This window comes from Marinobacter algicola DG893 (assembly GCF_000170835.1).
GTDB lineage: Bacteria > Pseudomonadota > Gammaproteobacteria > Pseudomonadales > Oleiphilaceae > Marinobacter > Marinobacter algicola.
Genome location: NZ_ABCP01000029.1, coordinates 1 through 16,326 on the forward strand (window position 1 = coordinate 1; position 16,326 = coordinate 16,326).

The following is a 16,326-nucleotide window of genomic DNA, read 5'->3' on the forward strand; positions in this document are numbered from 1 at the left end:
AAGCGCACATGGATGTGCTCGTAGCGGTTTTCGAGAGGGAGGCCCCACCGTACTGAGGCACCACACCTTCAGGCTAGGGCCGAACTTAGAGCATAAACCACGGTTAGAGGCCAACCACCTCACAGTGTATAGCCTCCAGCGCAGCCAAAGGATCAGCAGCCTGCGTAATCGGGCGACCGATGACCAGATAGTCGGACCCGGCTTTGAGGGCCTCTGTGGGCGTCATGATGCGCTGCTGGTCTCCCTTGTCAGCAGACAGCGGACGGATACCCGGGGTGACCAGTTTGAAATCCTTGCCCTGCTCTGCTTTCAAAGCCGGAGCCTCCTGAGCGGAGCAGACGACACCGTCCAGGCCGCAGTTGCGGGTCAGGGTTGCCAAGCGGGATACCTGGGCTTCCGGGGAACCCGTGATGCCGATACCGGCAAGATCCTCCGGCCCCATGCTGGTCAGCACAGTAACGGCAATCAGCAGTGGCCGATCCTTGCCGAAGCTTTCCAGGCGGTCGCGACAGGCGGTCATCATTTTCTCGCCGCCGGAGGCATGTACGTTCACCATCCAGACGCCCAGGTCGGCGGCGGCCGCCACGGCAGCGGACGTTGTGTTCGGGATATCGTGAAATTTCAGATCCAGGAAAACGTCGAAGCCGCGGGCGTGAAGGTCGCGAACCAAGCCGGGACCTGATCGCGTAAAGAGTTCCTTGCCGACTTTAAGGCGACACTTCGCAGGGTCCAGTTGATCAACCAGAGCCAACGCGGGCTGATCGGAGGGGAAATCCAGGGCAACGATGATTCGGGGACTATCGGGGGTTTGCACAGTCAGTTTCCTGCAGAGTGTCGTGTTTTCGGATTATTCGGCTTCCACGCCCTGGATTGGGCGAACGGTTTCCCATTGCTTGCAGCTGGGACACAGCCAATGCAATTGCTGGCCGGAGAAACCGCAGTTTACACATCGATATACCGGACGGTTGGCGAGTATCAAGTGGCCGATGCGGCTGACCAGACGGCCTTCGTCCGTCGTCATGCCTTTTTCATAGCCCGCCAGTTCCACCAGGCGCAGCAGACCGCGGACGCTGGGGCGGACTTCCAGCTCTCGGCGTAGCAACTCGATTGCGGCCATACGGCCGGATGTACGCTCTACGGCTTCAACCAGTGCCAGCAGCAAGCTTGTACTCGGCCAGGCTTCGTAGAACTTGCCAAGCTTTTTGACCAGGCGCCCCACATCGCCGTGTTCCCGCTCAAGCTTCATCAGCCGGTCCACCGCCTCTGAGCCGAACTCAGGGTTCTGATCGAAGACTTTCAGGCTTTGGCTGGCCGCGTCGCGGTAGCTGCCCTGACGAATGAGCAATTTCATCATGATAAAGGAGGCCCTGACACAGGAACGATCGTACTCCAGCGCTTCCTTGGACAGCTTCTGAGCCATCCAGCGGTCATCGTGCTTGAGGGCATCCTCAGCCTGCTCGCAGGTAATGTAGGCCAGCATTTTGTACATGCGGGCATCGTGGTCGCCCGTCGTCAATGTGCGGGCGACCTGGCCCGCCTTTCCCCATTCCTTTTCCTGCTGATACAGCTCAATCAGTTGCAATGAAGACTTACGGCCGTACTCCCTGTCGCCCATCAGTTGATGAAGCAACGCTTCCGCCCTGTCCAGAAGGCCTGCGTTCAGGTAGTCAATGGCCAGCTCGTAAGTAACCTGCTGGGAATAACGCGGCGGCAGCTCCGGACGGGCGAGGAGGTTCTGATGAATCAGGATGGCACGATCGGTTTCGCCCTTGTGGCGAAAATGGGCGCCGATGGAGAGGTGCAGGCCCACCGTTTCCTTGTTCACAGCCAGGGACTGCACGAAGTTCTCGACCGCCTGATCGGAATAGTTAGTAAACAGGAATTGCAGACGATCCTTGACGGAATCCTCATCGGAGATGGGCGTTTTGGAGCGTTCCCTGGTATTGCCCATCCGCCCGACAAACCAGCCAGCGGCCACTGCAACCGTTAACAGCAGCCATTGAAGCACTATATCCATTAAAGCGTCCGGTCGTTCTGGGCCCTGGATTTCTCCAATGCCTGCTCGGTACGAGCAAGTCGTTTCTCGAGGTTACGACGGGAAACCGATGTGCGGACGGTTGCAAGCATGGTAATCAGAACTCCAATCAAAGCGCCGATCACAAAAGACAGGATAATCCAGACGGCAACACCATGAGGTTGAGTCTCAAAGAGCAGGAAATTAAGGGAGACTGCCATCTGATTATTCAGTGAAAAAACAAGTGCTACCAGAACCAGAAATAATACCAGCAGAATGAGAAGGACCTTCTGAAATCCGGCCATAGTCGCAATGCTCCACACGGACCTGGTTGTTTACCTCAGGACCTGGTTAACGTCTTTCCCCAAGAGGGTAATCAGAAGCCCTTTTTAAGGCTATCGTTTACCTGCTCACGCAACTCCTTGCCTGGCTTGAAGTGCGGAACAAATTTGGCCGGTAATTGCACGGCTTCACCGGTTTTCGGGTTACGCCCGGTTCTGGCTGCGCGATGGTGCAATGAGAAACTACCAAAACCCCGGATCTCGATTCGCTGGCCATCCGCCAGTGATTGGGACATGTGTTCAATTATCGTTTTTACAGCCAGTTCCACATCCTTCACTGAAAGCTGCGTCTGCTTGGACGCAATCAGCTCCACCAGTTCAGATTTCGTCATTGGGCTCATCCCTCTTCACATTATTGTCGGATAGCCGATTACCAGCTCCTTGGCTCTAGTTTAGCCAAACCAGAAAAAAACACAAAAAAAACGGGCTCTTAGAGCCCGTTTTTTTCGTACCAACCGGAAATGTTATTCCTTGTTGGCGTTTTGCTGCTGCATCTGCTCCTTGATGAGATCACCGATGGTGGTCGCACCAGAGGAAGATTCAGCCGCTTTGGCGCGAACACCTTCCAGCGCCTGCTTGTCGTCTTCAACGTCCTTGGACTTCACAGACAGGTTGATGACGCGGTTCTTGCGGTCGATGCTGATGATCTTCGCTTCAACTTCGTCGCCTTCGTTCAGCGCGTTGCGTGCATCTTCAACACGGTCACGGCTGATTTCAGAGGCTTTCAGTACCGCTTCAACTTCGTCGTTCAGGGTAATGGTGGCAGCTTTGGCGTCAACCGCAGATACCGTGCCCTTCACGATGGAGCCCTTGTCGTTCAGCTGTACAAACTCGGCGAACGGATCGCTTTCCAGCTGCTTGATGCCCAGGGAGATGCGCTCACGCTCGGGATCAACAGACAGGATAACGGTTTCAACTTCGTCGCCCTTCTTGTATTCACGGACGGCTTCTTCGCCAGTCTCGTTCCAGCTGATGTCTGACAGGTGAACCAGACCATCGATGCCGCCGTCCAGGCCGATGAAGATACCAAAGTCAGTGATTGACTTGATCTTGCCGGAGATACGGTCGCCTTTGTTGAACTTGCTGGAGAAATCTTCCCAGGGGTTCGCAACACACTGCTTGATACCCAGAGAGATACGACGACGCTCTTCGTCGATGTCCAGAATCATCACGCCCACTTCGTCGCCAACCTGAACGACTTTGGACGGATGGATGTTCTTGTTGGTCCAGTCCATTTCGGACACGTGAACCAGCCCTTCAACGCCTTCTTCCAGTTCCGCGAAGCAGCCGTAGTCGGTCAGGTTGGTTACACGAGCAGTAACCTTGGTACCTTCCGGATAACGGCCCTTGATATCCACCCAGGGATCTTCGCCCAGCTGCTTCAGACCCAGTGATACGCGGTTGCGCTCACGGTCAAACTTCAGAACCTTGACGTTGATCTCGTCGCCGACATTAACGATCTCGCTCGGATGCTTGATGCGCTTCCAGGCCATATCAGTGATGTGCAGCAGGCCGTCAACACCGCCCAGATCTACGAACGCGCCGTAGTCGGTCAGGTTCTTGACGATACCCTTGATTTCCAGACCTTCGGTCAGGGTTTCGAGCAGAGCTTCACGCTCGGCACTGTTTTCAGCTTCCAGAACGGCGCGGCGGGAAACAACCACGTTGTTACGCTTCTGGTCGAGCTTGATAACCTTGAATTCGAGTTCCTTGTTCTCCAGGTGCGCGGTATCGCGAACCGGACGAACATCTACCAGCGAGCCCGGCAGGAAGGCACGGATGCCGGCCAGATCGACGGTGAAACCACCTTTGACCTTGCCATTGATAACACCCTTAACCACTTCTTCAGCTTCGAAGGACTTCTCAAGCACCTTCCAGGCTTCTGCGCGCTTGGCTTTTTCACGGGACAGACGGGTTTCACCGAAGCCGTCTTCCACAGCGTCGAGAGCTACGTCAACAACGTCGCCGATAGCAACTTCCAACTCGCCTTTTTCATTGAGGAACTGGGAGGCGGGGATAACACCTTCGGACTTCAGTCCGGCGTTAACGGTGACCCAGTCGTTATCGACGTCTACAACGGTTCCCTGGACGATGGAACCTGGTTGCATGTCAATTTCTTTTAGGCTTTCTTCAAAAAGATCCGCAAAGCTCTCGCTCATTATGTGTCCTATGTGATCAACGCAAGTTTACTCCGTGCTACCAGCGACACGGTCTGTTAGTTTCAATCCGAATCCAGCCAGTGGCTGGCCGATAACGCCGAATCCGGAATTTCAACAACAAAAAGGTGTAGTCAGGCCTGACCTGCTGCGGCCATAACCCTGACTAACACCTCTTCTATGCTCAACCCAGTCGAATCAATGACTTGCGCATCGTCCGCAGGCTTGAGCGGGGCGGCGGCGCGGTTCATATCCCGCTCATCGCGCACCCGTATCTCCTCTAAAAGGGCGTCAATATTAACATCGACCCCTGCGTCCTTCAACTGGCTGTAGCGTCTTTGCGCACGCTCTTCGGCACTGGCTGTCAGGAAGATCTTCACCGGCGCGTCCGGGAACACCACCGTTCCCATGTCACGGCCATCCGCAACCAGCCCGGGAGGCTTCTGGAAGTCGCGCTGGCGCTGCAACAGAGCGTCGCGTACCGGCTGCATGACAGCCACCTTCGAGGCATTATCGCCACAGGTTTCTGTACGTATATCTGCGGTTACGTCGACACCGGCCATCAGCACTTTTGCAGGCTCACCTGGTGGCGTTGGCTCAAACGCCACATCAAGGCTGGCGGCGACGTTTACCAGGGACGGCTCGTCTTCCAGGGACACGCCCTGCCGCTCTGCCGCCAGCGCGGTGAGGCGATAAAGCGCACCGCTGTCCAACAGGTGCCACCCGAGCCGGCGGGCAAGCATCTGGGTAATGGTGCCTTTGCCGGAACCGCCAGGGCCGTCCACGGTAATAACCGGAGCCTTGCTTTCAGCCATCATTCAGCTCCTTCGGCGGCAATGTTGATGCCGGTCTGCTTTGCCAGCGCCACAAAGCCCGGGAATGAGGTGGACACATTGGCGCAATCGGTCACCTCTATATCCCCTTCAGCACGCAGGGAGGCAACGGAGAACGCCATAGCAATGCGGTGATCCCCGTGGCTATTCACGGTTCCAGCGGTCATCGTCTGGCCACCATCAATGATAATACCGTCTGGGGTTACGGTGGTTTCAACTCCGAGGGCAGTCAGGCCGTCCGCCATCACCTGGATGCGATCACTTTCCTTGACGCGGAGTTCCTCGGCGCCGCGCAAAACAGTTCTGCCCTCGGCGCAGACTGCGGCAATGAACAGCACGGGGAATTCGTCGATTGCCAGAGGAACCTGATCCTCGGGGATGTCGATACCCTTGAGTTCGGCGGAACGGACACGAAGATCAGCGACCGGCTCCCCACCAATCACGCGCTCTTCGAGGACTTCTATATTGGCCCCCATCATGCGCAGGATGTTGATCACGCCAACTCTCGTCGGATTCATGCCAACGTGGCGGATGGTCAAGTCGGAATCCGGGGCAATACTCGCCGCGACGAGGAAAAACGCTGACGAAGAGATATCCGCTGGCACGTCTATGGCGGTGGCGGTCAAGCGACCACCACCGGTCACGCTGGCCGTCGCAGTATCACGATGTACGTGATAACCAAAGCCTTCCAACATGCGCTCAGTATGATCCCTAGTAGGAGCTGGCTCGGTAACTGAGGTTACGCCCTCGGCATAGAGGCCGGCGAGCAACAGGCAGGATTTAACCTGGGCGCTGGCCACCGGCATTTCATAATGGATACCGGTCAGCGCATGCCCACCACGAATCTTCAAAGGCGGCCGCCCGCCCTCGGCAGTGTCAATCACCGCACCCATTGCTCGCAGCGGATCAGCCACACGCCCCATGGGACGCTTGGACAGGCTTTCGTCGCCGGTGAGCTCGGAGTCAAACGGCTGAGCCGCCAGCAAACCCGAGAACAGACGCATGGCGGTTCCGGAATTGCCCAGATACAGAGGGCCACGCGGCGCCTGGAGGCCATTGATACCAACGCCGTGAATGCGGACAAATCCCGCGTCCGGCCCTTCAATGGTCACCCCCATATCGCGGAACGCCTGCAGAGTTGCCAAACTATCCTCGCCTTCAAGGAAGCCTTTCACTTCCGTGATGCCGTCGGCAAGGGCTCCCAGCATGATGGATCGGTGGGAAATGGATTTGTCACCCGGTACGCGTATCTCGCCGGAAATCCGGCCACCGGGTTGAAGACGGAACGTTACCTGTTTCTGACTGTTGTTTGTCACGTAAGCCTGTCCTGAAAGCATCTTGGAAAAATGTTCCCGCGCCGCCTTGGCGCGACTGAAAACCCGCAACAGAGTTGCACTGTCCTGATCGGCGATGGCGGTACGGAGCTGATCCAGATCGTGGGTAAAATGATCAATGACCCGCAACACCGCATCCCGGTTAGAGAGAAAAATATCGTGCCACATCACCGGGTCGCTGGCTGCAATTCGGGTGAAGTCCCGGAAGCCACCCGCTGCGTAGCGGAAAATATCCAGATTTTCGTCCTCGCCCGCCAGGGTATCCACTAGCGAGAAAGCAATAAGATGAGGAAGATGACTGGTGGCGGCCAACACTTCATCATGATAAGCCACTGACATGGTCAGAACCGTTGCACCACAGCCTTCCCACAATGCCCTGAGCTTCTCCAGGTCGGGCTGACCAACGTTCTCCGCCGGCGTGAGTATAACCTTGTGATTGGCAAACAACTCAGGGTTGGCTGCGCGGATGCCGCTTTTTTCGGAACCGGCGATGGGATGACCGGGTATCACTTTCGCGGGTAGATCGCCAAACACCTCTCGCACATCGTTAACAAAACTGGACTTGGTACTGCCGACGTCCGTTAACACGGCATTTTCGCCAAGATGGGGTCTGATTTCCGCCAACACTGCCCGCGTTGCCTTAACCGGCACCGCCAACACCACAAGATCGCTGCCGGCCACTGCGTCAGCAACCGACCCGGCAGCTTCATCAATAATGCCCAATTCCGTGCCAAGCGCCAATTCGTCTGCGCGCTTGTCAGCACCCACAACGGTAACCGCGAGGCCATTGTCGCGGATCGCCCTGGCCAGCGAGCCCCCAATCAGCCCAAGGCCAATGACAGCAACGCGCTGGAACAGTGGCTGAACCTCGGACACGTTATTCTCCCCGTCCGCTGGACGCATTCAGTGCATGGGCCAGGGCCTCGATAAACCGCGCATTTTCTTCGGGCAAGCCGACCGACACCCGCAGGTGCCTGGGCAGGCCGTAGCCACCAATAGGCCTGACAATAACGCCCTGCTCCAGTAGCGACTGATTGATGTCAGCCGCCTGATCGCCCACATCCACTGCAATAAAATTACCGGCAGACGGAATGTATTGGAGCCCCATTTCGTTAAAGGCAGACTCAAGCTGTTTCATCCCGGCTGCATTCACTTCACAGGAGCGCCGCAGATAGTCTTCATCGCTCAACACGGCCGTCGCGGCCACCAAGGCTAGAGAATCCACATTAAAAGGCTGACGTACTCGATTGAGAACATTGGCAATCTCTGGAGAACTGACGCTGTAGCCAGCCCGCAGCGATGCCAGGCCCCAGGCCTTGGAGAACGTCCTGGTAACAATCAGGTTCGGATAGCGCTTGAGCAACAACAGGCCATCCACATAGCCCTCACCCTGCAGGTATTCGCAATAGGCTTCGTCCAGAACCACCACAACCCTGGAGGGAATACGGGCCAGGAACGACTCGATCGCCTCAGCACCATGTACCGTGCCCGTGGGGTTGTTGGGGTTGGCCACAAACACCAGCGCGGTGCGATCCGTTATAGCTTCCACCATGGCATCAAGGTCGTGGCCGTAGTCCCTGGCAGGTACCGACACGCCTTTGGCACCGATCGCCTGGGTAACAAGCGGGTATACCGCAAAGGCATACTGGGAGAACACCACTTCCGAGGAGGCATCGGCGAAGCACCTCGTGATTACCTCCAGGACATCGTTGGAACCGTTACCCAGGGTAATCTGCGCGGGCATAACGCCGTATCGCGCCGACAATGCCTGCTTAAGATCAAACCCGTTGCCATCGGGGTAGCGACAGAGCTCGTCCAGGGCGCCCTTCACCGCCGCCAGCGCCTTTGGGCTGGGCCCAAGAGGGTTTTCGTTGCTGGCCAGCTTGATGATGTTTTCGGGCTTCAGGCCCAGCTCCCTCGCCAGCTCATCAATGGGTTTGCCCGGCTGGTAGGGGGATAGCGCCTGCACGCCTTTGACCGCCAGACTTTGGTAATCAATCGACATTTCGACCTTCCTCAGCCATTTGCGTTTCTGTCACAGGACCCCAATGGGATAGGACCCCAGGCGCTTCAGCTCGACCGCCTCTTCATCGATCTCTGACAGCACCTTGCTGACCTGTGCATCGTCCACATGACCTTCAAAATCGATGTAGAACACATAGGCCCAGGTACCGCTGGGCGATGGACGGGTTTCGATACGGGTCAGGCTCAGGCCGTGCTTGTGAAACGGCTCAAGCAATTGATACAAAGCACCAGGCTTGTTGCGCATGGACACCAGAATGGACGATTTATCGTTGCCACTGGCCGGCACTTCCTCACGGCCGATGATCAGAAAACGGGTGGTGTTGTCCGGTCGGTCTTCGATGCTGGTCGCCAGCATTTCCAGGCCGTAAAGTTCCGCCGCCATGTCCCCTGCGATGGCGGCCGTGCCCGGCTCTTCCGCTGCCCGCCTCGCGGCTTCGGCATTACTACTTACCGTGACCCGCTCGATACCGTAGCGATGGGTATCCAGCCACTGGCGGCATTGGGCAAATGACTGCTGATGGGAATAGATACGGACAATGTCCTGCCCCTGGTGTTTTGGCGATACCATCAGGTGGTGATGAATCCGCAACTGAACTTCGCCGCAGATCTTCAATGGCGAGGACATAAACATGTCAAGAGTATGGTTGATCATGCCTTCCGTGGAGTTCTCCACCGGAACCACACCATAGTGGGCTGCGCCGGACTCTACTTCACGGAACACCGCATCGATGGCCGGCAAAGGCACGCTGACCACAGAGTGTCCAAAATGCTTGAGCGCCGCCGCCTGGGTAAAGGTGCCAATCGGTCCGAGAAAAGCGATGTGCATCGGTTTTTCCAGCGCCAAGCATGCAGACATGATCTCCCGGAACAGTCGAGCCATCTCCTCGCCGGACAGCGGGCCGGGATTACTCTCCTTTATACGCCTCAATACCTGAGCTTCGCGCTCTGGACGGTAGAAGAACACATCCTCACCCGGGTTGGCCTCCATTTTCACGCGGGCCACTTCCTGGGCACATTCCGCACGCTTGCTGATCAGGTCCATGATTTCCTGATCCAGGCGATCAATATCGACCCTCAACTGCCCGAGACGGGCCTGCTCATCACTCATGATCAGCCCCGCTCCTTCGCAAACACGGTCATGTAGTCAATCAACGCGTCGACACCGGCCTCTGGCATGGCGTTGTAGACGCTGGCTCGCATACCACCTACGGAGCGGTGACCTTTGAGATTCAGCAACCCCCTCTCATTCGCACCTTTCAGGAACGCACTGTTGAGCGCGTCATCTGCGAGGGTGAACGGTATATTCATCCAGGAGCGGAAGCGCGGGGATATCGGGTTGGCGTAGAAATCATTCTCATCAATAAAACCATACAGCTTGCTGGCTTTACGACGATTGACCTCACCCATGGCCGTAACACCGCCCTGCTCTTTCAGCCAACTGAACACCAGGCCTGCCAGATACCAGGAATATGTAGCCGGCGTGTTGTACATGGAATCATTATCCGCAATCACCTGATAGTTCATCATCGTCGGCGTGATCTTGAGCGCCTTGCCCAACAGATCCTTGCGAATGATCACGACCACCAGGCCGGATGGACCGATGTTCTTCTGCGCGCCAGCATAGATCAGGCCGAATTTCGAGACGTCCAGCGGGCGTGACAGCATGGTGGACGACATATCCGCCACCAACGGCACGGAACCGCTCTCCGGTACGAAGTCGAACTCCAATCCGCCGATGGTTTCATTGGGCGTGTAATGCAGGTAAGCCGCATCGCTGTTGGTAGACCAGCTATCCTGATCGGGAATGCTGGCAAAGCCACTCGATTCGCTGCTTGCCACGACATTGACCTGACCATAACGGCTGGCCTCGGCGATAGCTTTCTTCGACCAGATACCCGTGTTCACGTAGTCCGCGGACGCCTTGTCACCCAACAGGTTCAGCGGAATGGTCGAGAACTGGCTGGACGCACCACCCTGCATGAAGAGTACGGCGTAATCATCTGAAACGCCGGCCAATTCCCGAAGGTCTTTCTCGGCTGTTTCGGCGATTTCCACGAACTCGTCACTGCGATGGCTCATCTCCATCACGGACATGCCGGTGCCGCGCCAATCCAGCATCTCGTCCCGTGCCTGTCGCAAAACAGGCTCCGGCAAGGTCGCCGGGCCTGCACAAAAATTATACGCCCTGCTCATCACTTCCTTCCTCACCGTCGACCTCTTCGGCATCGGTTTCAGCAATACGCTCAACACCCACAAGGCGTTCGTCTTCCTGGCTCAGTTTGATCAGGCGAACACCTTGGGTGTTCCGGCTCAGGACCGATACTTCGTCGGTGCGGGTACGCACAAGCGTGCCCTTGTCCGAGATCAGCATCATTTCGTCGCCTTCAAACAGCTGCAACGCCGTGACCAGATTGCCGTTACGCTCGGAACACTGCATGGCGATAACGCCCTGGCTGCCCCGGCTGTAGGTCGGAAACTCGTCGAAGGTGGTGCGTTTACCGTAGCCGTTTTCACTCGCCGTCAGCAGAACTGCGTCTTCCTGCGGAATGATCAGCGACACAACATGATGCCCTTCCGGCATTCTGATGCCACGCACACCACGGGCCGTACGGCTCATCGGGCGTACCGCTTCTTCGTTGAAGCGAACGGCCTTGCCCGCCGAGGAGAACAGCATGACTTCCGCATCACCCTTGGTGATGGCGGTACCAATCAGTGTGTCACCCTCGTCCAGCGACAGCGCAATCAGGCCGTTGCTGCGCGGACGGGAGAAATTCGGCAACGGCGTTTTCTTGACCACACCCGCCGAGGTGGCCATCAGCACGTACTGGTCTTCCGGGTAGTCACGAACCGGCAGGAAGGTGGTAATACGCTCCCCTTCTTCCAGCGGCAGGATGTTGACCATCGGGCGACCGCGGGACGCGCGGCTTGCCCGGGGAATCTCAAACACCCGCAACCAGTACACCTTGCCCCGGTTGGAGAAGCAGAGAATGGTGTCGTGGGAGTTCGCTACCAGCAGTTTCTCGACGAAATCTTCGTCTTTCATAGACGTAGCGGCCTTGCCCCGACCACCACGGCGCTGGGCCTGGTAATCTTCAACGGCCTGGGTCTTGGCATAACCACCGTGAGAGATGGTCACCACCAGATCTTCCTCGTCGATCAAGTCGGCGATGGTCAGGTCACGCTTGGAGCTGGTAATTTCGGTCAGACGGTTATCGCCAAACTCGCTCACTACGGCTTCCAGTTCCTCACGGATGACCTGCATAAGGCGGTCCGGGTCGCCCAGGATTTCCAACAGGTCGGCGATCTTCTCGAGAATGTCCTTGTACTCGTTCTGGAGCTTTTCGGTCTCAAGACCGGTCAGGCGGTGCAGGCGCAAGTCCAGGATCGCCTGAGCCTGTTCTGGCGACAGATGATAAAGGCCATTACGCAGGCCAAAGATCTCAGGCAGGTCGTCGGGGCGGCATGCGTCTTCGCCCGCCCGCTCAAGCATCGCCAGAACGTCACCCGGTGCCCAGCCCTGGGCCATCAGCTTCTCTTTCGCCTCGGCCGCAGCCGGAGACGCCTTGATCAGCGCGATGATTTCATCGATGTTCGCCAATGCGACCGTTAGGCCTTCCAGAATATGGCCACGTTCGCGGGCTTTGCGCAGTTCGTAGATGGTGCGGCGGGTAACCACTTCGCGGCGATGACGAACAAACGCGTCCAGCATTTCCTTGAGGTTGAGGATTTTCGGCTCACCATTGATCAGGGCGACCATGTTGATGCCGAAGACCGTCTGCAACTGGGTATGGGCAAAGAGGTTATTGATGACCACATCGGGGTTTTCACCTCGACGTAGCTCAATCACAACCCGGATACCTTCTTTGTTGGACTCGTCCCGCAGCTCGGAGATACCTTCCAGTCGCTTCTCTTTTACCAGCTCCGCAATTTTCTCGATCAGCCGCGCTTTGTTCAGCTGGTATGGCAGCTCGGTAATAATGATGGCGTCGCGGTTGGTTTTCTTGTCGTGCTCGATTTCATGGCGGGCGCGGATGTAGATGCGCCCACGGCCGGTACGGTAGGCCTCAACAATGCCGGCACGACCATTAATAATGCCCTGGGTGGGGAAGTCCGGCCCCGGGATGTGCTCCATCAGGTCGTCGATGGTCATATCCGGGTTATCAATTAATGCCAGGCAGCCGTTCACAATTTCCGTCAGGTTATGGGGCGGAATATTGGTGGCCATACCCACGGCGATGCCTGAAGAACCGTTTACCAGCAGGTTGGGAATCCGAGTGGGCAGTACGTCCGGAATCTGTTCGGTGCCGTCGTAGTTGGCCACGAAATCCACGGTTTCCTTGTCCAGATCCGCCAGCAGGGAGTGGGCAATCTTCTCCATGCGAATCTCGGTATAACGCATGGCAGCCGCGTTGTCGCCGTCGATGGAGCCAAAGTTACCCTGGCCATCCACCAGCGGGTAGCGCAGGGAAAACGGCTGGGCCATACGAACAATAGTGTCGTAAACCGCCGAGTCACCATGGGGGTGGTACTTACCGATGACGTCACCCACCACACGGGCGGATTTCTTGTAGGCTTTGTTCCAGTCGTTGTTGAGTTCGGACATGGCGAACAGTACGCGGCGATGCACCGGCTTGAGGCCGTCACGCACGTCTGGAAGTGCCCGCCCGACGATAACGCTCATGGCGTAATCGAGATAGGACTGTTTGAGCTCGTCTTCAATATTTACCGGCAGGATCTCTTTGGCTAACTCACCCATCGAGAAAGGTTCCTTTGCATTTGCTGGAAGTCGTTTCAGGGCCCTTCAGAGCGCCCCATAGTTATTCTTTAACAAGCGGCCAATACTACCACATTCAACCCCTTAGCGGGGGATATGGCGGTGGCCGTCAGTCAAAAACCACAGTCTTGTTTTCGTAGGTAATCACACGGTCTTCAATGTGCGCCCGCAAGCCCCGTGAGAGTACGTTTTTCTCCACATCCTTGCCCAGCCGAACCATGTCTTCAATGGAGTCGCTGTGGCTGATGCGGACCACGTCCTGCTCAATAATGGGGCCTTCGTCCAGATCCTGGGTCACGTAATGACAGGTGGCACCAATCAGCTTCACACCCCGGCTATAGGCCTGATGGTATGGGCGGGCACCTGCGAACGACGGCAGGAAGCTGTGATGAATATTAATCACTTTGCCCGGGTACTTCTCGCACAGGCTCCCCGGCAGGATTTGCATATACCGGGCGAGAACCACCACATCGGCTTCGTAGCCTTCTATCAGAGCATCCACTTCACCGAAGGCTTCATCGCGGTTGTTCTGGTTCACCGGAATATGGTGGTAGGGTATTTCATGCCATTCCACCATACGCCGGAGGTCTTCATGATTGGAAATAACCGCCACGATTTCGGCGTTGATCTCACGGCTGTGCCAGCGGTGAAGCAAATCCGCCACACAATGGGATTCCTTGCTGCACATCAGGATCACTTTCTTCGGCTGGGCCGAATCAGCAATGTGCCAGTTCATATTGAACTCGCGGGCAATCGGCTCAAAGGCCGTGCGGAACTGGCCCAGGCCGAAAGGGATCGAGTTGGCCTTGATCTCATGCCGCATGAAAAACCACCCGGTCTGGGTGTCGGAGTGGTGGCTCGCCTCTGTAATCCAGCCATTGTAGGTCGACAGAAAGTTGCTGACCTTGGCAACGATCCCCACCCGATCCGGGCAGGAAATCACAAGACGATAGGTATGCTCCATGGAAGCCTTTCCTTAATCTGATCCGGGATCACGGGCGCGCGACTTCACACCCTCAAAAATGACCGGCTATGATAGCTTATCTGAGCACCAGAAACGAGGCACAGAAACATGGATAGACTCCCCCTACAGGTACGTACCCGAAAAGCCCTCGCGGGCCGCTCACTGGCCGCGAGAATGATGATCGCCCTGACGCTGCTCCTACCTCTACAACCGGTGACTGCAGAGGCCATTCTAGAGGGAGAACGCCACCACCCGGTGCAGGCCAGGAACGGCATGGTGGCCACCAGCCATACTCTGGCAACCGAAGTCGCATTGAACGTGCTTAAGAACGGCGGCAATGCTATGGATGCTGCCGTTACGGCGGGATTCGCGCTGGCGGTTACCCAGCCACGCTCCGGCAACATTGGCGGCGGCGGATTTATGCTTTACGCACCGGGCAATGGTGAGGCGGTTGAGGCCATCGACTATCGGGAGAAAGCACCGGCCGCTGCCACCAAAACCATGTTCCAGGACGACGATGGGAACGTGGTCGAGAATCGCAGCCGCTTTACCCACAAAGCATCCGGCGTGCCCGGCACCGTCGCCGGCCTGGCGATGGCCCTTGAGCGCCACGGCACACTGTCACTGGAAGAGGCTCTGGCCCCGGCGATCAAACTGGCACGTGACGGCTTTATTGTACCCGCACGCTTCACCGAAGGCCTGGAACAGGCGCGGGAACGACTGCAGCGCTGGCCGGCGACTCTCGCCACCTTCTATAAAGAGGACGGCTCTCCGTGGCAGCCAGGCGAGCGATTTCGGCAACCGGAGCTTGCCGACACCCTTCAGCGCATTGCCGATCAAGGCATCGATGGCTTCTACGAAGGCAAAACCGCGCAGCTCATCGTGGAGGAAATGGAACGCAACGACGGCCTGATCACACTTCAGGACCTTAAGAACTACCAGCCCGGAATCCGCCAGCCGGTTCATGGCACCTACCGCGGCCACGACATCTATTCCATGTCACCGCCCTCTTCCGGCGGTACCCACATCGTGCAAATCCTTAACGTTCTCGAGGGATACCCGCTCAGCGACTTTGGCCACAATTCCGCCGCCAGCATTCACCACATGGCCGAAGCCATGAAGCTCGCCTATGCCGACCGCGCGGAATACCTCGGAGATACTGACTTTGTGGAGGTGCCGCTAAAGGGCCTGACCAGCAAGGCCTATGCCGAAGCGTTGCGCAAAACCATTGATCCGGCCAAAGCCCGGCCGTCGACCGAGATCAGTGCTGGCAACCCTGGGGCCTATGAAAGCCCGGAAACCACTCACTTCTCCGTGGTCGACCGCTGGGGCAACGCGGTTTCCAACACCTACACCATTAATTTCAGCTACGGCTCCGGCATCACAGTTGATGGGGCGGGCTTCCTGTTGAACAACGAAATGGACGACTTCAGCGCCAAGCCCGGCGAACCCAATGCCTATGGACTGATTGGTGGCGAAGCCAACAAGGTGGAACCCGGCAAACGCATGCTGAGCTCCATGTCGCCAACGATTGTCAGGCGCGATGGTCGCAATTACCTGGTTACGGGAAGCCCTGGCGGGTCCCGAATCATCACGACAACCTTGCAGGTGCTGCTGAATGTGATTGATCATGGCATGAATATTCAGTCTGCGGTGAGCGCCCCAAGGGTTCATCACCAATGGTTGCCAGACGAGATCCGTATCGAACAGGGCATCAGCCCGGATACAGTGAGGCTGCTGGAAGAAAAGGGGCACAAGGTGGTGACGAAAAGCGCCATGGGCGCCATTCAGAGCATACTGATCGATGCTGAAGGGACGCTCCATGGCGGTGCAGATCCGCGCCGCAGCACGTCGTCAGCCATGGGATATTGAGGGGCACACAGCC

General features: G+C 57.1%; 13 protein-coding genes. 1 reads left to right on the forward strand and 12 read right to left on the reverse strand.

All coding sequences use genetic code 11. The features are described 5' to 3' along the window. Positions 1-103: 103 nt before the first annotated feature. The 12 genes from pyrF to purU form a co-directional block, all read right to left on the reverse strand. Positions 104-814 carry an orotidine-5'-phosphate decarboxylase gene (pyrF, locus tag MDG893_RS15130; protein WP_007154688.1) on the reverse strand — a complete coding sequence of 237 codons (711 nt, stop codon included), beginning with the start codon at positions 812-814 and terminating at the stop codon, positions 104-106. A 33-nt stretch (positions 815-847) separates the two neighbouring features. Next, on the reverse strand, positions 848-2,017 hold the full coding sequence (gene lapB / locus MDG893_RS15135; protein ID WP_007154689.1) for a lipopolysaccharide assembly protein LapB: 1,170 nt from the start codon (positions 2,015-2,017) through the stop codon (positions 848-850). Beyond that, complete coding sequence (locus tag MDG893_RS15140; protein WP_007154690.1) at positions 2,017-2,319, reverse strand: LapA family protein; 303 nt, start codon at positions 2,317-2,319, stop codon at positions 2,017-2,019. Before MDG893_RS15140 ends, lapB begins: the two co-directional genes overlap by 1 nt. A 71-nt stretch (positions 2,320-2,390) precedes the next feature. After that, positions 2,391-2,687, reverse strand: a complete 297-nt coding sequence (locus MDG893_RS15145) for an integration host factor subunit beta (RefSeq protein ID WP_007154691.1) — start codon at positions 2,685-2,687, stop codon at positions 2,391-2,393. A gap of 132 nt (positions 2,688-2,819) precedes the next feature. Then, on the reverse strand, positions 2,820-4,514 hold the full coding sequence (gene rpsA / locus MDG893_RS15150) for a 30S ribosomal protein S1 (RefSeq protein WP_007154692.1): 1,695 nt from the start codon (positions 4,512-4,514) through the stop codon (positions 2,820-2,822). A 131-nt stretch (positions 4,515-4,645) separates the two neighbouring features. Continuing rightward, complete coding sequence (cmk, locus tag MDG893_RS15155) at positions 4,646-5,326, reverse strand: (d)CMP kinase (protein ID WP_007154693.1); 681 nt, start codon at positions 5,324-5,326, stop codon at positions 4,646-4,648. After that, on the reverse strand, positions 5,326-7,581 hold the full coding sequence (locus MDG893_RS15160; protein ID WP_007154694.1) for a bifunctional prephenate dehydrogenase/3-phosphoshikimate 1-carboxyvinyltransferase: 2,256 nt from the start codon (positions 7,579-7,581) through the stop codon (positions 5,326-5,328). Before MDG893_RS15160 ends, cmk begins: the two co-directional genes overlap by 1 nt. Continuing rightward, a complete protein-coding gene (hisC, locus tag MDG893_RS15165) occupies positions 7,556-8,683 on the reverse strand; it encodes a histidinol-phosphate transaminase (protein WP_007154695.1) in 1,128 nt (375 codons plus the stop codon). Before hisC ends, MDG893_RS15160 begins: the two co-directional genes overlap by 26 nt. A 30-nt stretch (positions 8,684-8,713) precedes the next feature. Next, positions 8,714-9,811, reverse strand: coding sequence for a prephenate dehydratase (pheA, locus tag MDG893_RS15170; protein WP_007154696.1), 1,098 nt, complete (start codon positions 9,809-9,811; stop codon positions 8,714-8,716). 2 nt (positions 9,812-9,813) lie between these two features. After that, the gene (gene serC, locus MDG893_RS15175; protein WP_040474666.1) at positions 9,814-10,896 is read right to left on the reverse strand and encodes a 3-phosphoserine/phosphohydroxythreonine transaminase; all 1,083 of its coding nucleotides are present in this window, start codon (positions 10,894-10,896) and stop codon (positions 9,814-9,816) included. Continuing rightward, positions 10,880-13,459, reverse strand: coding sequence for a DNA gyrase subunit A (gene gyrA / locus MDG893_RS15180; RefSeq protein WP_007154698.1), 2,580 nt, complete (start codon positions 13,457-13,459; stop codon positions 10,880-10,882). The genes serC and gyrA overlap by 17 nt, the downstream gene beginning before the upstream one ends. Positions 13,460-13,586: 127 nt before the next feature. Then, complete coding sequence (gene purU / locus MDG893_RS15185; protein WP_007154699.1) at positions 13,587-14,441, reverse strand: formyltetrahydrofolate deformylase; 855 nt, start codon at positions 14,439-14,441, stop codon at positions 13,587-13,589. Between the two features lie 108 nt (positions 14,442-14,549). Here purU and ggt point away from each other — a divergent pair, with 108 nt between their 5' ends. Then, positions 14,550-16,313, forward strand: a complete 1,764-nt coding sequence (ggt, locus tag MDG893_RS15190; RefSeq protein WP_040474667.1) for a gamma-glutamyltransferase — start codon at positions 14,550-14,552, stop codon at positions 16,311-16,313. Positions 16,314-16,326 lie beyond the last annotated feature (13 nt).